We start from the raw sequence: 20,553 nt of genomic DNA, 5'->3' as shown, positions 1-20,553 counted from the left end.
CAGTTATTTTTTTATCTGACAAACACCCATTTGTTTTCAGAGGAAAGTTGCGGATAGTAGAAATAGTCCTCGTAACCGAAAGCTTTTACATCCTCAGCAACATTCAGCCGGTTCTTGATGATAAACCGGGCCATCAACCCACGGGCCTTTTTGCTGTGAACCACTATTTGCTTAAGGTCATTGCCTTCCTGCTGAAGGAAGCTTATCTCAACGATCCGCGTTTTTTCAGGTAAAAGCTTTTTAGATAAAACGCTTGAATATTCTTTGGAAGCTACATTGATGATTACCTTCTCGTCTTTTGCTAATTTTCCGGAAAGGTATTGATTTACTTCGTTTTGCCAAAATTCGTATAAATCCTTATACCCCTTGGGTTGGATTTTCCGAGCAAATTCCAACCGGTAAGGCTTTATCCGGTCGAAAGGTTTAAGAGCGCCGTAAAGTCCGGAGAGGATGTTCAGGTGTTTCTGAGCAAACAGGACCTCTTCCTTATTGAAATCATGTGCGTTCAACCCTTTGTAAGCAATACCGTCATAAGCCAGCGCAGCTGCTCGAAGCGGAATTGTCCTGGAGTTGAACGATTGAAAATATCCATACACTTGCTGAGCGATTTCGCGGTTCACCTTCATTTTCTCAGCGATATCAGTTTCCGAAAGTTTTCTGCACACTTCCAACACTTCTCCGGTTTTTCGGGAGAAGACCGGAGGGGTCGTTTTTATATTTTCTTCCTGCGCATTAAAATTCATCCGCTTGGCGGGAGACATAACGATTTGCATATTCTTTAGATTTTCGATCAGTCAAATGCCAAGCCTCAAATCCGCCATTCCACGCCATCCTTCGTATCTTTTACTTCCACACCTGCGGCTTTCAATTGATCGCGAATCTTATCGGAGGTAACCCAATCCTTGTTTTCACGGGCCGATTTGCGAATATCAAGTATCAGATCCATCAAGCCATTGATTACATCGCCCCCGGCATTCGCTTCGCTCTCGTCCGTCAATCCAAGAACATCAAAGACAAAGGTTTGCATCAAAGCGTTCAATTTGTCGATGTCGGCTGTCGTGAGGGTTTCCGTTTTATCTACTGCCGAATTGATGACCCTGACAGCCTCAAACAGCTGCGCAATAAGTACAGGACTGTTGAAGTCGTCGTTCATGGCGGAATAACAACTTGCGCGAAGCTCATCTATATTCACCGATGAGTGGGCTGCAGGCTCAATCTTTGATATTCTTTTGATGCTTTCCATCAGTTTTTTGTAGCCTTTTTCTGCAGCCTGCAGCGCTTCATTGGAAAAATCAAGTGTACTGCGATAGTGCGATTGCGCCATAAAAAAGCGTACGGTCATTGGTGAATACCCCCTGTCTAATAAGGGGTGGTCGCCCGTAAACAATTCTTTAGGCAAAAATCCGTTTCCAGCTGTTTTCGACATTCGGGCGCCGTTAACTGTCAACATATTGGTGTGAACCCAGTATTTTACCGGTTCCGCATGATGACAAGCCTGCGATTGGGCAATTTCATTGGTATGGTGCGTTGCCTGCAAATCCATCCCTCCCCCGTGGATGTCAAAGGTAGTTCCCAAATACTTGGTGCCCATGGCAGAACACTCTATGTGCCAGCCAGGAAATCCCCAACCCCACGGCGATGGCCACTTCATCAACGTCTCGGGTTTTGCCTTGATCCAGAGCGCAAAATCCAGCCTGCCTTTCTTTTCGTCTTGCCCGCTTAGTTCCCGCGTTCCTTCGAGCAGATCTTCCAGTTTACGGTTTGTGAGTATCCCGTACGAATATTTACGGCTGTATTTCTCCACATCGAAATAAACCGTTCCCGCTGTTTCGTAGGCATACCCTGCAGCAAGGATCTCTTTTATCATCTCTATTTGCTCCACGATATGTCCGGTTGCCGTGGGCTCGATGCTAGGAGGCAGCGTATTGAAAATACGCAATATCTCGTGGAAACCGAGGGTGTATTTTTGTACAATCTCCATCGGCTCCAGTTGTTCTAATTTCGCTTTTTTAGCAAACTTATCTTCACCCTCATCGTTATCGCCTTCCAGATGTCCCGCATCCGTGATGTTCCTCACGTACCTCACCTTGTATCCGATATGAATCAAGTACCTGTAAATAAGATCAAAAGAAATAAATGTACGGCAGTTCCCCAAATGCACATCGCTGTACACCGTAGGTCCGCAAACATACATTCCCACAAAAGGCGGCTTTATGGGCTCGAAAAGCTCCTTTGCACGACTGAGCGTATTGTAAATGACCAGAGGTTGCGAAATATTTTCCTGCATAATAGCTAAGCTTGAGTTTGAATTGAAGAGCAAAAATACAAATTTATCCATTAACTGAAGAAGATATCAAACAAAAGATAAAAAAGTAGCATTAACACTTAAAAGGTTTACATTTTTTTATTATTTTCGCCATTTCTTTTCAATAATCTTTAAATTTTAATTATTTATGTTGCGAAAATTATTTCTGTTTACCTTATCATTGGTGGCTTTTGCCTCGATGAATGCGCAAAACCTACAATTGCACTTCGATCCGCGCCACTCGCTCTACGGCGATAATATTAACGCCCCAATCAATTACCTGACGGCAACCTTCGAGATGTTTAAACCCGATGCCTGGGGTTCAACATTCATGTTCGTGGATTTTGATTTTAACTTTGACAAAAGAAATCCGGGATTAGCGTATGCAGAGATTGCACGTGCATTTAAGATAGGCGATTTCCCGTTGATGCCGCATTTGGAATACAACGGTGGGCTAGGTTTGGTAAGAGGCACGGGTTACAGTTTCTCCATTCCGAGTTCTTATTTAGCAGGAATGCAATATCCGTTTCAATTGGGTAATTTCTTTATGGGAACCTATTTAGCTTACAAATTAAATGCTTTCGAAACCAACAGTCACGACGTACAATGGACCTTGACGTGGAATTCAGCATTTCCAAACAGCAAAGTATCGCTGGCCGGTTTTCTGGATCTGTGGACTGAAAACAAAAATCGGGCTACCGGAGAAGGCGGCAAGAAATTGATTCTTTTAAGCGAGCCTCAGGTATGGTATAACTTCACACCGAATTTTGCTATCGGTAGCGAAATTGAATTGAGTTACAACTTTGCTCGCCTCGAAAAATTCACTGCCATACCTACTATAGCTACCAAATGGAACTTCTAATCGCTTCGCCTATGTAATTGCCTAAAGGCGAATATCATTTCGTCCTGGCTGTGAATATCAACTGAATTACAAACGAACAATCATGATAGAAAAACTATTCAAACTTAAAGAAAACAACACCAACATCCGCACAGAGATCTTGGCCGGTATCATCACCTTTTTGACCATGTCCTATATTTTGGCTGTGAACCCTCAAATATTGGGTGAGACAGGTATGGATAAAGGAGCGCTATTCACGACGACTGCCGTTGCGGCTATTGCCGGAACCATTTTTATGGCACTCATTGCCAATGTACCTATAGCCCAGGCACCTGGAATGGGGTTGAACAACTTTTTTGCTTTCAGCGTAGTTATCGCGATGGGACACTCCTGGCAATTTGCTTTGACAGGCGTTTTACTTTCGGGTTTCTGTTTCATGCTGCTGACCATTTTCAATATTCGAAAAATTATTGTAGACAATATTCCGGTGGCGCTAAAAAATGCGATTCCTATTGGTATTGGATTGTTTATCACGTTGATAGGACTTAAAAGTGCGGGGATTGTAACCCCAAACCAGTTTACGCTCGTTCAACTCGGGAACATGGCAGATCCCAATGTTTGGATTGCAGTACTCGGATTGGTGGTTATTGCAGTGCTTTTGGTTAAAAAAGTACACGGTGCTATCCTGATCGGAATTATTATTTCCACCATATTTGCCGGATTTTTGGGAATGATCCAGTTACCTCAAGGCAGCTGGATTACACTTCCGCCCAGCATAGAGCCTATCTTTTTTAAATTCGAATGGAGCAGTATCTTAACTTTCGACATGCTGATCGTTGTGTTTACTTTCCTGATGGTCAACATCTTTGACGCTATGGGCACATTGATTGGTGTCATCTCAAAAATCGGAAAATCGGAAAAAGACGGTAGTTTCCCTCAATTACAGAAAGCATTGTTTGCCGACGCATTGGGAACATTCGTAGGAGCTGTCTTGGGTACAAGTCCGAATACCTCATACGTGGAAAGTGCTTCGGGGGTCGCAGCCGGTGGAAGGACAGGACTTACCAGTGTGAGCACTACACTAATGTTTGTACTGGCCCTTTTCTTTGCCCCGATATTCTTAATGGTGCCAGCTGCAGCAACAGCTCCGGCACTGATCATTATTGGGCTATTTATGATGAGTTCGGTTGCTGATATCGACTTCAACGAAATAAGCGAAGGACTTCCGGCATTCGTCACCATCATATTTATGCCGTTCACATACAGCATTGCAAACGGAATTATTTTCGGAATGTTGAGCTTCACCCTTGTTAAACTCTTATCGGGAAAAGTAAAAGACGTAAGCATTACCATGTATGTACTGACGCTTTTTTTCCTGATTAAAATTATTCTTGACGCGTCAAATGCATTTGTTCACTAATGGCTCAAAAAACGCACTCAACCCGTTAATTTATTTGCTGTTCTGGAATAAAACCATTACTTTTGCGGCCTAATCCAAATATAACTCAGACAAATACAATTTATGGCAACAACAGCTGATTTCAGAAACGGAATGTGCATCGATTTGGAAGGACAATATTATTTCATCGTAGAATTTCTTCACGTGAAACCCGGAAAAGGTGCAGCTTTCGTACGTACAAAACTTAAAAACGTAACAACGGGACGTGTTCTCGAAAAGACTTTCAACTCGGGTGTCAGGGTGGATGAGGTTCGCATAGAACGCCGTCCGTTCCAATACCTTTATCAGGACGATATGGGATATAACTTCATGAACACCGAAACTTTCGAACAGATACCTATCCCTGCCGAACAGATTGAGGGAGTGCAGTTCCTGAAAGAAGGCGACCTGGTGGAAGTTCAAATCCATTCCGAAAGCGGTACCATCTTAACAGCAGAAATGCCTACACACGTAGTACTGCAGGTTACGTATACCGAACCCGGTATCAAGGGCGATACGGCTACTAACACATTGAAACCGGCCACCGTTGAAACCGGAGCGGAAGTCCGAGTTCCCCTGTTCATCAACGAAGGTGAAAAAATTAAGGTAGATACACGCACGGGAACATATGTTGAACGTGTGAAGGAATAACACCTGCTATTGGAGAAATTTACCAGCAAGAAGAAAGGCATCGTATTTTACGGTGTCTTTTTTTGTGTTATCTTTGCGATTGACCGAGAATTGAAAGGAATGAAAAAAATCAGCATAAAAGAGTGGGCCGAAGAGGATCGTCCGCGTGAAAAAATGATGCTGAAGGGTGTTTCGGCACTGTCGGATTCCGAGTTACTAGCTATTCTTATCGGTTCAGGCAACGACAAGGAGAGCGCAGTGGAACTATGCAAAAGAATTCTGCAGAAAGCCGGTAATAACCTCAACAAATTAGGCCGTTTCAGCGTTAACGATCTGGTGACTAATTTCCGTGGTATCGGACCGGCAAAAGCAATTACTATAATTGCAGCTCTGGAGCTGGGCAGAAGAAGGAAATCGGAAGGAGCGGTTAACAGAAAAAAAATCACCTCTTCCGATGATGCTTATGCCGTTTTCTATCCTGTGCTGGTAGATTTAAATCACGAAGAGACGTGGGCATTGCTTCTCGACCGATCCAATAAAGTGGTTGCCACTTTGCAGGTCAGCCGTGGTGGTATATCGGGAACAGTTGTTGACATACGGTTAATCCTCCGCGAAGCAATCAGTCATTATGCAAGCAGTATCGTGTTGGGGCATAACCACCCGTCGGGGAACTGTACGCCTAGCGCACAGGATACCGCAATCTCAAAAAAACTGAAGGAGGCAGCCCGATGGATGGATATTTCTTTACTTGATCATATAATCGTATGTGGTGAAACGTATTACAGTTTTGCCGATAATGGCATGATATAAGAAGATTGAAAAAGATAGATAACAGATTGAAAAAGATTGAATAAGATAAACCCGCTTCTCAATCTCGTTCAATCTTCTTCAAGCTAAATCAATCTACAATTTTAATAAACAGTTCAACGTACTTGAAAAAATAAAAAAAATGAACGACGAATTACAAAAACTTCAAGATAAAATAGTGGTTTTGCTCCGCACGGTGTACGACCCCGAAATTCCGGTAAATATCTACGACCTGGGATTAATATATGACGTGGACATTGACGATACCAACAACGTAACCATTGAAATGACCTTTACTTCTCCCAGTTGTCCCGCTGCCGACTTCATCCTGATGGATGTGCAGATGAAAATAGAGTCCATACCGGAAGTGAACAGCGTAGACCTTAACCTTACATTTGATCCGCCATGGGATAAATCGATGATGAGCGAAGAAGCTTTGCTGGAACTTGGGTTTATGTAAAAAATGAACAAAAAAGTATATTTCGTTTCCGACGCTCATTTGGGTTCAAAAATGCACGCCGATTCCGTTGAAACGGAGCGGAAATTGTGCCGTTGGCTCGATTTTGTAAAGGAAGATGCGCAAGCCATTTACCTGCTGGGCGATATCTTCGATTATTGGTTCGAATATAAAACCGTTGTACCCAGAGGATTTACGCGTCTGCTGGGTAAACTGTCGGAAATTACCGACTCAGGAGTGGTTGTGTATTTTTTCATTGGCAATCACGACATCTGGCTCACCGATTATCTCCAGAACGAATGCGGGTTAATTGTCCACCGCAAACCGTTTGTCACGGAACTTTCCGGCAAGAAATTTTTTATCGCTCACGGCGACGGATTGGCCGATAAATCGGCTTCGTTCAGGATACTTCGTAGAATTTTTCACAGTACGTTCTTGCGACGCTGTTTTGCGGCTATCCATCCTCGATGGACCGTGGGCCTGGCACACGCATGGTCGAATAAAAGCCGGGAATCAGGCGGTGTACAGGATTTTTTAGGTGAGGACAACGAATACCTTATCCAGTTTGCAAAGCAGGAAATTATCCGAACTCCGGATATTGACTATTTTGTTTTCGGACACAGGCACCTCTTATTGGATTTACCGCTGAACGAAACGTCGCGCGTTATCAATATCGGCGACTGGATACAGCATTTCTCGTACGGTGTCTTTGACGGAAAGGAAATGGAACTGAAAAAGTTTTAATTACCTGTTGCTCAACATTACCCGATACACCTGTTTTCCCGAAGTTATTCTTCCAACATACAGGTGTTCCGGCTCCTTTTTCCCTTTAGCAAAAGTAATTTTTTTACCGTCGAGAAAAACCTCTCTGACCCGTTTACCGGATTTAATCGGTAGATAGAGTTCTGCTTGGGTATTTGGCGGAATCTCTACCGACAACTCATATTCATCATTATTGATCGTCTTGTAAGTAAATAAAATGTTTCCTCTAATGGTGGGAACAGCAGATTCAACCGAAGTAAGGCTATAAACATGCGGTTTAATTTCAATGCTCTCGAACCCTGGAGCAGATGGTTTAATACCAACCACGTATCGGGCAATCGTGTTTGCAGGAACCGCTCCCCAAGCATGATTCCAGTCCAGGTTAGGTTTATATTTAATGTCCCAGGCTTCCAGCGCTACTGTTGAGCCTGATCGTATCATGTTGTACCAGCTCCTCTCACCGGTCGATGCCAGCAATTCCTCCGCGTACGCCCCATTACCACCGTTATACAAAGCATCCATCAGGAACTGAGCCCCGTAAACGCTGCACGCCATTCCTCTGGACTTGATAAAATCCTGCACTCCCTGAGAATGTTGTTGAGGAACTAACCCAAAAACAAAGGCAAACATATTGGCATGCAATGATGTATGGCTGGTGGTATCGCCATCTGTATACAGTTTCCGTTTAGGATCAAAAAAAGTGTCGTTAAATAGTTTATAAACCTCTTGATGTGCTTTGGCATAAAACAACCTGTCCTCCTGTTTATTCAATACTCGGGCAATCTGCTCCATTATTTTCAGGGCTTCGTAATAAAATGCATTTACCACCGCGTTATGGTCACAGAAAACAAACCCGTCTCTTTCTTCCCCGGGCCAATCCACAATATCCTGTATGGGTTTATTGAAATTTATAGATTGAAGAAAAGCAGATGTTTGCAGGCCTGTAGTAGTGGAAATCAACCCCTTACTGGTTTTAAGTTGCATCAACGATCTGTTTTTCAGCAACGGATAATTCTTTTCCAGGGATCGAGCATCACCCGTATACATATAGTCATACCAAGCGATAAGTATAGCCTGCAAAATCCATTCGGTAGGCCAGGTGGGTTTTTTCAAGATATACTCCAGGGATTTACGTGCAATGGAATATTCCCTATCCACACTGTAATGACTTAGCTGATTGATAAGTATGTCTGCTTCATACGGGATACGTTCTCTGTCTCCATCAACGTAAACTCCTGTGAATGAAGTTGCCTTCATCGTATACTTACTCATCTCCCAGATTTGATTTAGGGTATCATTATCGCAGCGGAAGAAGGAGGTTGAATCATCGAATGGATAATGAACAGATTCCCTTATGACATCCTCTTTATCCAACTTATTGCCGTAATGCAGCACTTCCGCATAACGGAAAGGAACTACCTCGCCTATGTAAGCAGGCATTTTTACGGCAACTTCCAATGTGTTTCGTTTATCTTTATGCACTTTTATACGGTACAGGTGAGTACCTTTCAATAACGCCAAAGAGTAGGATTGATAACGAATGGTTCCTCCTGGCCGGGAGTCCACACGCCCATCCCGGACTTTCTCTCCCAGGTTTACGATAACCGTATCATTCCCGGTTTCAGACGTCAGTCTGACAAGCAATTGCCCGAAGGATGCCTTACCAAAGTCAAAAAACCAATTGTCATCGCGGGTCGAACACAGAACCGGATGTTCGACAGACTTAACAAGAACCTCACTCGAAGATTGGTATGGCTTTAACTCATCTCCTGTTCTAAAAGATTTGATATCTGACCAATCGCTTTCTTCGCTATTGCCGGTTATCGCCTTGACTCTCCAGTAGTACACTTTTCGTGGCTGCAACGACCTGCCCCGGTACGCAACGGAGACAGACCTGCCGGAGTTTACCGTCCCGCTGTCCCACACATTCCCTTCCCCTTTTTGAATAAGGTGCAAAGAGTCCGACAGAATAATCCTGTAACCGGATTGTAGCGTATTCTTCCCTTTGTTGGGAACAATCCAACTGAACGATGGGTACTCCGAGAGGATTTTGGCTGTCTGAACAGGTTCAATGGCTGAATCGATCCCTTCATGATCCAGGGTAGAGGGATAACCATTGATAAAAACCTCCCCCGTATTTTTCAACAAATCCGTCATCAAACCCGTAGGTTTGTTTTGTGCATATGTACAGAAAATCACCAGCACAAAACACACCAGCAAGCATCCTCGTCTTCTCATTTTAAATCCTGTTCTTTCTTCTTAGAGTTTGGGTAACTTCCAGGGTTCCCTATAATGGGCTTTAGCCAGCCGGTTCGCTTCCGGGTTATCAAAAGTGCCGGTTTCGTTATCCCAGTTCAGCGCTGATCCAACTCTACAAGAAATATTGGCCATATGGCTCAGCTTGGCTACTTCCGCCCCTATCGCAATATCGGCATTGGGCAACTGGCGTGAACGCATGCATTCCAGCATGTTTCCTGCATGCAGGTACAATCCTTTCCCTCCACCCGTTTTTTTCTCTACCGCCTCCATTCTCGGGGTGTTGGGTTTTCGCTCGTTGTCGCAAGGATAACAATAAGGAAAATTGCGGCTGTTAACCCCCTGTTCGGGCATCACCTCCCATCCTTGCCGGGTTAGGACAAGCGTACCGTTCTCTCCGAAGAAGGCGACCCCTTCGCGAAGCCCGAACAATCCATTACCAATGCCACAGGCGTGATCCCAGATAATGTTGAAATCAGGGTATTTATAGGTCGCCATAAGTGTATCGGGCGTCTCCATTGCATCATCGGGATAACCGAATTTCCCTCCGGCACCGTATACATACGATGGCAATCCGACATTCATTCCCTTCATGGCATAGTCCAGCAAATGTACTCCCCAATCAGCCATCAATCCGCCGGCGTAATCCCAGAAAAAGCGAAAATTATAATGGAACCGGTTCTGATTATACGTTCGCTTCGGTGCAGGACCCAGCCACATGTCATAGTCTACTCCGGCGGGAGGTGCCGAATCAGGCACCACCGGCAACGTCCATTTGCTGGTTTGGTACGCCCAGACCTTAACGGTTCTCACACGTCCCAACTTACCACTCTGCACGTAGGCAGCCGCCTCATCCCAGTGGGGATCGCTCCGCTGCCATTGTCCCACCTGTACAATCCGGTTATATTTCCGGGTAGCACGCACCATCAGGTCACACTCCTCCATGGTATTGGCAAGCGGCTTTTCCACGTATACGTCTTTTCCGGTTTCACAGGCTGCCACTAACTGAAGACAGTGCCAATGATCCGGTGTACCGATAATCACCATGTCTATATCTTTGTTGTCAATCACCCGGCGCCAATCTTTAACCAGCTGAGGTGGTTTTTTTCCGGTTATTTTTTCTACGTCGGCAGCCCGTTGATAGAGCCACTGATCATCTACATCACACAAGGAGATACATTCGGTCCCGGGGTAGTCGAGGAAAGTTTTCAAGTTGGCCCACCCCTGGTTACGGCAGCCAATGAGTCCGATTTTGATTTTATTCCCAGGCGCCGATTGTCCGAAAACGGATGAGTAGGATTTCCCTATTAAAGGATTCAGGCTTAGGCCGGTAACCGTAACGGCTGATCTCTTGAGAAAATTTCTTCGATCCATGATATTGTTATTCAAGTTCTTTAATCTTTATGTTCTGAAACCATACTTCATCGCCGTGATCCTGCAATAAGAGCAACCCCTCTTCTGCATTTCCGAAATTTGGCCAATCCTTATACTTGCTGTAGTTTACCAACGCACCCCACATCTGGTTGTTGCGTTCATATTCAATAATTTTCACTCCGTTCAACCAGTGTTCTACGTGATTTCCCTTCACAACCACCATAGCCGTATTAAAGAAGCCGGGCCTGAAAGGTTTGTTATCGGGGGCTGCAATCAAGTCGTAAAGTGAACCAAGTGTCCTGTTTCCAGCAACACCTAATTTGGCATCGGGATGTTTTTTGTCATCCAATATTTGAAATTCGCAGCCGATGGCTGAACCTGCGCCTTTGTTCAGGTTTGTGTCCACAAAATACTTGATGCCACTGTTGGCACCTTCGGTAATCTTAAAGTCCACTTTCAACATAAAATTTTTATACGGGCGGGTGGTAACAATATCGCCACCGTTCGTAGATTCTCCTCCACCGCTTTTTTGAACTTTGAGGATTCCGTTATCGACTGACCAGCCTTTTTCGGGAAAATTATCGAGCTTTGCTCCTCGCCATCCGTTGGTAGTCTTTCCGTCCCACAACAGTTTCCATCCTTCACGTGCTTCTCGCTCGGAAATGGTATTGGCGATGGTATTTACTTGTTCTATTCCGTCTGTGTTTTCACGCGACCTGAACTTATCGAGGTCCTGAGTCAGGATACGGATGTTTCTCCAGGAGACCGTTTTGCCTTCGAGTTCTTTGTTGTTTATTGAGTGGACCTGTAAGGCAATAAAACCCGATTTTGTGACGTCGTCCAATATATCGGCACAGGGGACACCGTTTACCCACGTGCGTATGGAGTTACCGATTGCCTCTATGCGTGCTTTGTTCCACTGATTATGTTTAAAGGCTTTCTGTCCAATGGGATTGACAGTCATAGGATAAAGCCATCCTCTGCGTGCTTCATCGTAAACGCCTCCCGTCCACGATCTGTCGGAAGGGTCAATCTCGAACTGATACCCGTGCACGCGTCCGTTTTGATACTCTTTCAAGCTATTGCTTCTAAACTGAACTCCGGAGTTCAGTCCGTCGTCCACTTTAAAGTCAAATTCCAGGATAAAGTCGTCATACATCTTATTGGTAGCCAAGAATGTATTAGGCGTTCCGCTTTTTGAAATCCCGACAATGACCTTCTCCTGAATTTTATATTCGGCTGTTCCGTTTAGTTTGGTCCACCCTTTCAGGTTCCTTCCGTTGAAGAGATCCTGCCATTTGGCTTCCTGAGCCGAAGCAGAAACAATAAAAACCGTTGCAATTAATACAAGAATATTCCTTTTCATAGATTACTATTTTTTATATTTCATAAAAATGTTCCCATCCTTTTCGTGGAGGTGCCCCTGTCAGAAAAGCATCCGCAAAAACATCGTCAACAACCCGTTTTGTTTTTCGGTCAAAGACAATTCTCCGATTCAGTCGCTGCACTGCTACCCCCAGACAGAACACCTGGCTCAGCGGGCCGGCAATCTCGAAGGGCGAGCGTGTTTTCTCTTCTCCCTGACAGGCCAATAGGAAGTTGGCGAAATGGTTCGACGGGCTTTTCGGAACAACGGGAAGCTTCCTCTCCATTTCCCGGGCTTTGTCATCCGGAATAATGCTTAACGTACTCCCGTGCGAACCACCCTTAAAAATCAGGTTTTTGCTGTAAATTTCCTTCCCCGGATTCAGCTTGGCCGGTTGAATTTTTCCGCCTCCAACACTGGGAATATTCGGATCAAGTTCAGAAACCCCATAACCTTCCGGAACGGGAGGAATGTTATCTACGCCATCATACCACGTTATGACAACAGGCGGCATTTTTCCACGTTTTGGAAACTTAAATTCGATCGTGCTCGACATCGGAAAGAAGTATTCGTTGTGCTTGGAGAGTTTTACCGGATTCACCTCTTCCGGCAAACCCAGATCAAGAAACTCGTGGGCCGTATCGAGGATATGCGCTCCCCAGTCGCCCAAAGCCCCCATTCCGAAATCGTACCAGCAACGCCATTGCCCATAGTGAAAATCCTTGTTGTACTCGTGATACGACTGGGCCGACAACCAGGTGTCCCAATCCATTGTTTCCGGGATGGGCTCGGCACCAGGGAACTTCTTGATGTTCGGATCCCATCCGTGCCAGCGGCGGGCGTTGTTCATGTGCGCTGTAATGGCGGTAACATCTTTTATGATGCCGGCTTCTTTCCAGGCTTTGAACTGGAAATAATTACCTTCAGAATGTCCCTGGTTACCCATCTGCGTTACAACTTTTGGATACTTCCGGGCTGCTTTTATCATCAGTTCAACTTCGTTAAATGTGCGGCCCATAGGTTTTTCCACATAGACATGCTTTCCTTCTTTAATGGCTAGCATCACTGATGGGAAATGAGCAAAATCGGGAGTGGCGATGGCTACCGCCTCAAACTCGTTTCCGATTTTATCGAACATCTCTCTAAAATCCTTGAAACGTTTTGCGTTTGGAAATTTAGCCAGGGCTTTTTGGGTGTGCTCGGCTCCTAAATCCACATCACAGAGGGCAACAACGTTTGCCAATTTTGTTTTATCAAAATCGTTGATAATCTCCCAACCTCTGTTTCCTATCCCGATGTGTGCCAGATTTACTTTTCGATTAGCCCCTACAATACGGCTGTAGCTAGCTGCATTGGTCTTGGTATAGATACCGCTTAACGCAATTCCCGCAGAGGCTAAAGCTGTATTTCTCAAGAAATCTCTTCTTGTCGTCATAATATATATTCTAACGTATTTGTTTTTGTAGAAAAACAAAAATATAAAAAAACGCCTTTTAAAGCAAAAAAAATGCTTGGATTGCTATCTCTTTAAACGGTCTTCAATACTCAAACCGGTCCCTGTGCGCCCATAATCCCAAGGCGGGGCTTGAAATATAATATACCTCTTCCCCGTCCGGCAGGATGTTAAATCCTTCTTTCAGGTGTTGGAAATTATATTTTTGCATCGTTTCATCGATATCTCCCCACCGAAAGCCCACACTTTCAATCTCTTCCCGTGTGAGGTTTTCTGCTCCCTTACCCGGACAATAGGTGATGGAAAACCTGCCTTCCGACGACCCGTGAATAAGATGTGCCGCGGCACCCAGATTATTCCTCAACTCTTCGTTATCCTCAACTGCTTTTAATGTTTCAGGAGTTCCAAAATAACCGTATTTCCGGATCAACCGGTCTATCTCCTTATCCTCTCCGAATTCCTTTAATGCCGGCGCCAACACAACAAGCTCCCCTCCGTCGGCAATAGCCATTCGTGTTCTGTAAATGGATTTGTTTCCCAGCCAGGTGCTTTTGAACTCCGTGGGGTCTAACCAGACTACGACCTTCTTCAACGGTTTTTCAACCATTTGGAAATTAACCTCGAGAGAGAGCTTGGCAGCTACGTCAAAAACAGCGAAATCATCACCCACAAACAGTCCGTAAGTCTGTTGTTTTCCTTCTTTGTTTACACCCACTACCGTGAGCACATACACAATAGGGAGTTGTTTTGCGAAATTTTCCGAAGCATAATTGAATAGCCTGCGAACCGGGGTATCGGCACGTCCCATCATCCGCTCCATGCCATAGACCGCTCCCACATAATGGCTCTTGTTGATCGCTTCGAATCCACCGGTTCCCACAAAAACATTCTTGTTATAGTTTGCCATCCCCACTACTTCGTGCGGAACAACCTGTCCGATAGAAAGGATAAGATCGAAATTGCCCTCAACCAACAACCTATTTACTTGAACCGGCCAATCGAAGTGTACTTTATACTCAGAAACCTCTTCCACAATTTCTGCCGAAACCCTACCAAGCGTTACCACATCGTTTCGCCAGTCGTGAATTCGTACCAAATTAGCCGGAGTTTTTCCGAACATGTGTGAGATCTGATCATCGGTCATGGGTGTATGCGTCCCCAACGCCGGAAGAATATCGGTTAGCCTGTCACCATAATATTCCCAGCTTATTTCTGTCAGTTCACCCGCACGGCTGGGCAGGCGAGTATAATCGGGCGGGATAGCCAGCACTTTATGCTTTTCACCCAATTTACCGAAAGCCTCGCGAAGACCCGCCTCCAGGTCTTCGCGCGACAGGTTGTTTGTGGCAGAGCCGTTTTGATAATAAATCATCTCTTCAGATTGAATACTAAACTTGGTATGTGGACGAGGCGGTATTTCCTCCGCGACCTGTCCAGTCGGTATGGAAGAACTCACCGCGCGGTTTATCTACCCTCTCATACTGATGTGCTCCAAAATAATCACGCTGCGCCTGCAGCAGGTTAGCCGGTAAGCGGTCGTTACGGAACCCGTCGAAATAGCACAAAGCCGATGTCAGTGCAGGAACAGGAATTCCGTTTTCGAGTGCAGTAGCGCACACCCTGCGCCAACTTTCCTGAACCGATTCGATACTTTCTTTGAAGAACGGATCGAGCAACAGATTTTCCAGCTTGGGATTATTGTCGAATGCTTTTTTGATGTCACCCAGAAATACCGAACGGATGATGCATCCTCCACGCCACATCAGCGCTATTCCTCCGTAATTGAGGTTCCAGTTATATTCTTTGGCAGCCTCCATCATCAGGTCGTACCCCTGTGCATACGAAATGATTTTCGCTCCGTAAATGGCCTGTTCGAGGTCGTTAATGAATTGTTGCCTGTCTCCTTTGAATGCCGTTTTTTTTCCTGCAATCACCTTCGATGCTTTTACACGAAGGTCTTTCTGAGCCGAAAGGCAGCGCGAAAACACGGACTCGCCGATAAGCGTAAGCGGGATTCCCAGATCGAGCGCCGTTACGGCTGTCCATTTCCCGGTACCTTTCTGTCCGGCCGTATCGAGAATTTTTTCTACCAAAGGGCTCCCGTCTTCGTCTTTGTACGCCAGGATATCGGTGGTGATTTCAATAAGATACGAATCGAGTTTTCCGGCATTCCATTTTTTAAACACTTCGTGTTGTTCAAAAGCATCCATCCCCAGTAATTCCTTCATCAGATGATATGCCTCATTAATTATCTGCATGTCCCCGTATTCGATACCGTTATGTACCATTTTCACGAAATGTCCGGCACCGTCTTCGCCTACCCAGTCGCAACACGGAGATCCATCCTCTACTTTTGCCGCTACCGCCTGAAAAATTTCTTTTACGAAAGGCCATGCTTCCGGCGATCCGCCGGGCATCATCGAAGGCCCGAGCAATGCACCTTCTTCACCCCCGGAAACACCGGTACCTATGTACAGTAATCCTTTACTTTCCACCTGTTTTGTACGGCGGACGGTATCCGGGAAATGGCTGTTTCCCCCATCAATAATAATATCTCCGGGTTCAAGGAGAGGAATGAGTTGTTCAATGAAATCATCCACCGGCTTTCCGGCTTTTACCAACATCATTACCTTACGAGGGCGTTCGAGTGAATCCACCAATTCTTCAAGTGAATGTGCCCCGATAAAATTCTTGCCTTTACCTCTGCCGCTCACAAAATTATCTACTTTTTCAACCGTGCGGTTATAAACGGCTACTGTGTAACCTTTACTTTCCATGTTCAGGACGAGGTTTTCGCCCATTACTGCAAGCCCAATGAGTCCAATATCTGCTTTTTGTTTCATATTATATTTTTGATTGGTTGTTTTATCGTTTCACCCGCGCATTTCCTTTCCAGATGCTCCAGATCATTTCTTCATCGGCAGGCTGGGCATAATCGGTGAGGAAAGTGGTGGCCAAAGCGCCACTGGCCCACGCAAACTGGATCCACTTTTCAGACGGCATTTCCTTCAGAATACTATAGAGCAATCCACCCACGAAACCGTCACCCCCCCCAATACGATCCACCACGTTAATCTTGCGCAACGGGGCAACGTGCCAGTTCTCATTTTCATAAACAATTGCTCCCCAAAGATGTTCATTGGCACTGATCACCTCCCGGAGCGTATTTGCAAATACTGAAACGTTGGGAAATGCTTTTCTTGCATTCAAAATCATCCCTTTAAAGGCATCAATGGTGTCTTCAATATTCTCACCCCCGGCTTTCGGACCCTGGACACCTAAACAGAGTTGAAAATCTTCCTCGTTTCCAATTAAGATATCCGACAGGGAAGCGATTTCAGCAAACGCCTCTTTCAACTCCTTTTCCCGGCCCTTCCAGAATGTTGCCCTGTGGTTCAGGTCAAAAGAGATAAGGGTGCCGTGTCTTTTGGCATAGCGGGCTAGCTGGAGGCAGAAATCACTTGTCTCGGGCGATAAGGCAGCTATCAATCCCGACAAATGCATGATCTGAACTCCCTCTTTGGCAAAAATCCGTTCCAAATCAAAATCTTTCACGTTCAAGGTCTTTCCTACTTCCCCTGCCCTGTCGTTCTGGACACGGGGCCCACGTAATCCAAAACCACTATCGGCAATATTGAACTGGTGACGGTAACCCCACGGGCCTCCCTGCGGGATCTCCGGCCCTTCGAAGTCAATGTTTCTTGCCCTCAGGTCGGATTTGATAAAAGCCGCAATCGGGCTGTCTTTTACAAAGGTAGTCAGCACCTTGACCGGAAGTCCGAGAGAAGATGAAATCGTTGCCACATTTGTTTCGGCGCTCGTTGCCTGCATTTCGAAAATCTTGCTGCTATGTACCGGCTGGGCATTTACCGGTGTAATTCTCACTCCCATACTGGAAGCGACTATCAGTGAATACTTACATTCTCTTTTAAGTTGAAGCATAATGGTGAAGAAGTTAAGTCTGTTTAAATACTAAAGGCATCAAAACCGCCATCCACAATAGCAACGGTACCGGTAACAAACCTAGAAGCATCGCTCACCAGATAGTGTAGCGTACCAAGTAGATCTGCCGGATTGCCGAAACGTCTGAAAGGAGTATGGGCAATTATGGTATTTCCTCTATCGGAATAAGTCCCGTCAGGATTAGTAAGCAGGTTTCTGTTCTGTTCAGTAATGAAAAATCCCGGACAAAGTGCATTTACACGGAAATCTTCACCAAACTTAATAGCCAGTTCACCGGCCATGTATTTGGTAAAGTTGGTAACAGCGGCTTTTGCTGCGCCGTATCCGGCCACACGTGATAACGGACGCAACGCCGAAGCGGATGAAATATTGATGATGTTTCCCTTTTTCTCTTTCACCATATATTCGGCGAAGATAACTGTCGGAACAACAGTTCCCATCAGGTTCAGGTCTACCACCTTACGGAAATCATCCATTTTCAAATCGAAGATGGTGTTTTTCGGTCCTATAGTGGCACCGGGCATATTGCCTCCAGCTCCGTTAATAAGGGCATCTATTTTACCGTATCTGGCAATGATCGCCTCTGCGTTTTGCCTTAATACTGCCTCATCAGTCACATCGGTTTGAAGGAACAACGCATCTCCACCCTTTGATCTTACATGCTCAATCTGCTCGTCCCCCTTTTCTTTGTTCCGGGCCAATACGGCTACCTTCGCTCCGTGCAAAGCCAAGTACTCCACCATCGATGCGCCCAAAACGCCTGTTCCGCCGGTAACAACAATTACTTTGCCTTGAATGTTAAATAGTTCGTACATGATTTATTTTTGTTTATTGATTGAATTCACGCCTACTTGTGTACGTGCACAAAGTTAACACGAATAGACTTACAGCTTTCATTATAAATCATTAATTATTCTTAAATATTTTATAATTTTACTAATGTAAAAAGATGGTTGTGTATTTACACATTTGCAGAAACTTTTTCTATATTTGCATTTTAATTTGTAAATCGATAAATATCCCAAGTCCTCAATGAAAAAACGTATCAGAATCAAAGACATAGCTGCTCAGGCTGGAGTATCCTCGGGTACGGTGGACAGGATCCTGCACAACCGCGGCAATGTATCGGATAAAGCAAGGATAGCTGTGGAAAAGGTGTTGAAACAGGTGGGTTATAAACCCAATATCCACTTGTCGGGCCTTTCGTTGAAAAAAACGTATGAGATAGTGATTACCACTCCTCATGCTTCTCGCGGTGAGTACTGGGAAAGTATTCATAACGGCATTCAGGAAGCGATCGATCAGCACGAAAGCTTGCATATCAAAACCACCTACCTGACCTACGACCAATACAACATTTATTCTTGTCAGAATGTCTTTACCCAAATCCTTATCCTTGAACCTGATGCGGTTATCATTGGTCCCACTTTTAAAGACGAAACTATTGCCCTCGCAAATAAACTGACAGAAAAAAATATCCCGTTTACATTTGTCGACTCCATGGTCGAAGGGACATCACCCCTGGCATTTTATTCAGCTAACCACTACATTTGCGGCTACCTGATGTGTAAATTGTTAAAATCACTTATCCCGGAATCAAGTGATATCGGGGTACTTCAAGCCATCCGGATTGGGGACCAAAGTGCAAATACAAGTATCCTCCGACGAAAAGGCGCATACGATTATTTGACTGAAACCAACTTCTCCAACCGGATACACCATATCCAGTTTTCTGTTTATGAAGCCCAGCGGAACGAAGAAAAAATGAGGGATTTTTTCTCTTCGCATCCCAACGTAAAAGGCATAATAGTGCTGAACTCCAGGGGAAATGTAATAGCAGATTTTTTGGAAGACAACAACATAAACGACGTAAAGCTGGTTGGAGTGGATTTGACAAAACCCAATATCTGTGCTTTAAAAAATGAACGAATTATCTTTCTCATTGATCAAAATCCTGACTACCAGGGATATATGGCAATGAAAACACTGCTTGAATACTTGATTTTGCAGACCAAACCCAAGGTTGAAAATTACATGCCTTTGAATATTGTAACCAAAGAGACCATTGACCTGCAACTTGAATTTAATTTTTTGAAAAAAATTTAGAAACATTTCTCTTACTCTAACGTTAAAGTAGCGATGAAAAGAGAAAAAGTAACGTTCAAAAATTCAAGGGGGCTGATTCTTTCCGGCGCAATAGAATTGCCTGAAAACAATTCACCAAAGGCCTTTGCCATTTTTTCGCACTGTTTTACCTGCAACAAGAACCTGATAAATGTCAAATACATTTCGGAGGCGCTTAGTGAAAAAAGAATTGCTGTACTTCGCTTTGATTTTGCAGGATTGGGAGATAGCCAGGGTAATTTTGCGGAAACTGATTTCTCATCGAACATCGATGATTTATTGTACGCTGCCGAGTTTTTAACGCTCAATTACGAAGCCCCCAAACTCCTTGTCGGACACTCCTTGGGAGGTGCCGCATCTATTGTGGCTGCCGGACAACTAGCCTCTGTCAAGGCAATCTCTCTGCTGGGAACCCCGTCGACATTGGACCACATCAAACGGTTGTTCGTATCTAAAATGGACGAGATCGCCTACAACGGAAGTGCGATGATCGACGTGGCCGGAAGGGAAATTGAGATAGGCAAGGGTTTTGTGGATGATCTGGCGAATCACAACATCAAGAGGTCGCTCAACAGACTGAACAAACCCTTACTTGTCTTGCACTCTCCCGAAGACGAGATGGTTAGCATAGATCACGCCACGGAGATATTTATGGCGGCAAGGCATCCGAAAAGTTTCATCGCCCTGGACGGTATCGATCACCTCATCAAAAACATAAAAGATGCCCGATACGTGGGAAATTTAATCGGTGAGTGGGCAGTAAGGTACCTGTAAGCT

At 44.9% G+C, this 20,553-nt stretch carries 18 protein-coding genes; 8 read left to right on the top strand and 10 right to left on the bottom strand.

Going from position 1 to position 20,553, the window contains the following annotated elements; genetic code table 11:
• Positions 1-11: 11 nt before the first annotated feature.
• Positions 12-773, bottom strand: coding sequence for a YaaA family protein (locus AACM02_RS03050; protein WP_339116045.1), 762 nt, complete (start codon positions 771-773; stop codon positions 12-14).
• Between the two features lie 35 nt (positions 774-808).
• A complete protein-coding gene (gene cysS, locus AACM02_RS03045) occupies positions 809-2,275 on the bottom strand; it encodes a cysteine--tRNA ligase (protein ID WP_339117418.1) in 1,467 nt (488 codons plus the stop codon).
• 178 nt (positions 2,276-2,453) lie between these two features.
• Between cysS and AACM02_RS03040 the strand changes: the two genes are divergently transcribed.
• The 6 genes from AACM02_RS03040 to AACM02_RS03015 all read left to right on the top strand — a co-directional run bounded on the left by AACM02_RS03040 (position 2,454) and on the right by AACM02_RS03015 (position 7,222).
• Positions 2,454-3,167, top strand: a complete 714-nt coding sequence (locus AACM02_RS03040) for a DUF5020 family protein (protein ID WP_339116044.1) — start codon at positions 2,454-2,456, stop codon at positions 3,165-3,167.
• Between the two features lie 82 nt (positions 3,168-3,249).
• Positions 3,250-4,566 carry an NCS2 family permease gene (locus AACM02_RS03035; RefSeq protein WP_214063773.1) on the top strand — a complete coding sequence of 439 codons (1,317 nt, stop codon included), beginning with the start codon at positions 3,250-3,252 and terminating at the stop codon, positions 4,564-4,566.
• Positions 4,567-4,668: 102 nt separating this feature from the next.
• Entirely contained in the window at positions 4,669-5,235 is a 567-nt protein-coding gene (gene efp, locus AACM02_RS03030) for an elongation factor P (RefSeq protein WP_214063772.1), read from the top strand.
• 99 nt (positions 5,236-5,334) lie between these two features.
• Entirely contained in the window at positions 5,335-6,024 is a 690-nt protein-coding gene (radC, locus tag AACM02_RS03025; protein ID WP_214063771.1) for a DNA repair protein RadC, read from the top strand.
• Positions 6,025-6,163: 139 nt separating this feature from the next.
• Positions 6,164-6,481, top strand: a complete 318-nt coding sequence (locus AACM02_RS03020) for an iron-sulfur cluster assembly protein (protein WP_214063770.1) — start codon at positions 6,164-6,166, stop codon at positions 6,479-6,481.
• 3 nt (positions 6,482-6,484) lie between these two features.
• Positions 6,485-7,222, top strand: coding sequence for a UDP-2,3-diacylglucosamine diphosphatase (locus AACM02_RS03015; RefSeq protein ID WP_214063769.1), 738 nt, complete (start codon positions 6,485-6,487; stop codon positions 7,220-7,222).
• Here the strand turns inward: AACM02_RS03015 and AACM02_RS03010 are convergent, their stop codons facing one another.
• The 8 genes from AACM02_RS03010 to AACM02_RS02975 form a co-directional block, all read right to left on the bottom strand.
• Positions 7,223-9,478, bottom strand: coding sequence for an alpha-L-rhamnosidase C-terminal domain-containing protein (locus AACM02_RS03010; RefSeq protein WP_332455924.1), 2,256 nt, complete (start codon positions 9,476-9,478; stop codon positions 7,223-7,225).
• A 21-nt stretch (positions 9,479-9,499) separates the two neighbouring features.
• Complete coding sequence (locus AACM02_RS03005) at positions 9,500-10,870, bottom strand: Gfo/Idh/MocA family oxidoreductase (protein WP_339116043.1); 1,371 nt, start codon at positions 10,868-10,870, stop codon at positions 9,500-9,502.
• Between the two features lie 7 nt (positions 10,871-10,877).
• Positions 10,878-12,236 (bottom strand): DUF1080 domain-containing protein, encoded by a 1,359-nt coding sequence (locus AACM02_RS03000; protein WP_339116042.1) that lies wholly within the window; start codon positions 12,234-12,236, stop codon positions 10,878-10,880.
• A gap of 13 nt (positions 12,237-12,249) precedes the next feature.
• Positions 12,250-13,671 carry a Gfo/Idh/MocA family oxidoreductase gene (locus AACM02_RS02995; protein WP_339116041.1) on the bottom strand — a complete coding sequence of 474 codons (1,422 nt, stop codon included), beginning with the start codon at positions 13,669-13,671 and terminating at the stop codon, positions 12,250-12,252.
• Between the two features lie 103 nt (positions 13,672-13,774).
• A complete protein-coding gene (locus tag AACM02_RS02990; RefSeq protein WP_339116040.1) occupies positions 13,775-15,061 on the bottom strand; it encodes a lactate racemase domain-containing protein in 1,287 nt (428 codons plus the stop codon).
• A 16-nt stretch (positions 15,062-15,077) separates the two neighbouring features.
• The gene (gene gnd, locus AACM02_RS02985) at positions 15,078-16,532 is read right to left on the bottom strand and encodes a decarboxylating NADP(+)-dependent phosphogluconate dehydrogenase (protein WP_339116039.1); all 1,455 of its coding nucleotides are present in this window, start codon (positions 16,530-16,532) and stop codon (positions 15,078-15,080) included.
• A 22-nt stretch (positions 16,533-16,554) separates the two neighbouring features.
• Positions 16,555-17,631 (bottom strand): sugar kinase, encoded by a 1,077-nt coding sequence (locus AACM02_RS02980; RefSeq protein WP_339116038.1) that lies wholly within the window; start codon positions 17,629-17,631, stop codon positions 16,555-16,557.
• Between the two features lie 23 nt (positions 17,632-17,654).
• Positions 17,655-18,467, bottom strand: coding sequence for an SDR family oxidoreductase (locus AACM02_RS02975; RefSeq protein ID WP_323425391.1), 813 nt, complete (start codon positions 18,465-18,467; stop codon positions 17,655-17,657).
• A 217-nt stretch (positions 18,468-18,684) separates the two neighbouring features.
• On the opposite strand from AACM02_RS02975, the gene AACM02_RS02970 reads away from it, so the two are divergent.
• Positions 18,685-19,758, top strand: a complete 1,074-nt coding sequence (locus AACM02_RS02970; protein WP_339116037.1) for a substrate-binding domain-containing protein — start codon at positions 18,685-18,687, stop codon at positions 19,756-19,758.
• Between the two features lie 33 nt (positions 19,759-19,791).
• A complete protein-coding gene (locus AACM02_RS02965; protein WP_339116036.1) occupies positions 19,792-20,550 on the top strand; it encodes an alpha/beta hydrolase in 759 nt (252 codons plus the stop codon).
• Positions 20,551-20,553: the final 3 nt, after the last annotated feature.

The sequence above is a fragment of the Petrimonas sp. genome (genome assembly GCF_963921705.1).
Lineage (GTDB): Bacteria > Bacteroidota > Bacteroidia > Bacteroidales > Dysgonomonadaceae > Petrimonas > Petrimonas sulfuriphila.
Note: the sequence above shows the minus strand (reverse complement) of the source record. Positions and strands in the feature narration are given on the sequence as shown.

What these genes read in the sequence shown, in the direction of transcription:
- AACM02_RS02990 (WP_339116040.1), bottom strand. Translation starts at nt 15,061, where the DNA reads ATGATTTATTATCAAAACGGCTCTGCCACAAACAACCTGTCGCGCGAA.
- AACM02_RS03015 (WP_214063769.1), top strand. Translation starts at nt 6,485, where the DNA reads ATGAACAAAAAAGTATATTTCGTTTCCGACGCTCATTTGGGTTCAAAA.
- AACM02_RS03050 (WP_339116045.1), bottom strand. Translation starts at nt 773, where the DNA reads ATGCAAATCGTTATGTCTCCCGCCAAGCGGATGAATTTTAATGCGCAG.
- AACM02_RS02995 (WP_339116041.1), bottom strand. Translation starts at nt 13,671, where the DNA reads ATGACGACAAGAAGAGATTTCTTGAGAAATACAGCTTTAGCCTCTGCG.
- AACM02_RS02970 (WP_339116037.1), top strand. Translation starts at nt 18,685, where the DNA reads ATGAAAAAACGTATCAGAATCAAAGACATAGCTGCTCAGGCTGGAGTA.
- AACM02_RS03005 (WP_339116043.1), bottom strand. Translation starts at nt 10,870, where the DNA reads ATGGATCGAAGAAATTTTCTCAAGAGATCAGCCGTTACGGTTACCGGC.
- AACM02_RS02975 (WP_323425391.1), bottom strand. Translation starts at nt 18,467, where the DNA reads ATGTACGAACTATTTAACATTCAAGGCAAAGTAATTGTTGTTACCGGC.
- AACM02_RS03035 (WP_214063773.1), top strand. Translation starts at nt 3,250, where the DNA reads ATGATAGAAAAACTATTCAAACTTAAAGAAAACAACACCAACATCCGC.
- AACM02_RS02980 (WP_339116038.1), bottom strand. Translation starts at nt 17,631, where the DNA reads ATGCTTCAACTTAAAAGAGAATGTAAGTATTCACTGATAGTCGCTTCC.
- AACM02_RS03020 (WP_214063770.1), top strand. Translation starts at nt 6,164, where the DNA reads ATGAACGACGAATTACAAAAACTTCAAGATAAAATAGTGGTTTTGCTC.
- AACM02_RS03040 (WP_339116044.1), top strand. Translation starts at nt 2,454, where the DNA reads ATGTTGCGAAAATTATTTCTGTTTACCTTATCATTGGTGGCTTTTGCC.
- AACM02_RS03000 (WP_339116042.1), bottom strand. Translation starts at nt 12,236, where the DNA reads ATGAAAAGGAATATTCTTGTATTAATTGCAACGGTTTTTATTGTTTCT.
- AACM02_RS02965 (WP_339116036.1), top strand. Translation starts at nt 19,792, where the DNA reads ATGAAAAGAGAAAAAGTAACGTTCAAAAATTCAAGGGGGCTGATTCTT.
- AACM02_RS03010 (WP_332455924.1), bottom strand. Translation starts at nt 9,478, where the DNA reads ATGAGAAGACGAGGATGCTTGCTGGTGTGTTTTGTGCTGGTGATTTTC.
- radC (WP_214063771.1), top strand. Translation starts at nt 5,335, where the DNA reads ATGAAAAAAATCAGCATAAAAGAGTGGGCCGAAGAGGATCGTCCGCGT.
- gnd (WP_339116039.1), bottom strand. Translation starts at nt 16,532, where the DNA reads ATGAAACAAAAAGCAGATATTGGACTCATTGGGCTTGCAGTAATGGGC.
- efp (WP_214063772.1), top strand. Translation starts at nt 4,669, where the DNA reads ATGGCAACAACAGCTGATTTCAGAAACGGAATGTGCATCGATTTGGAA.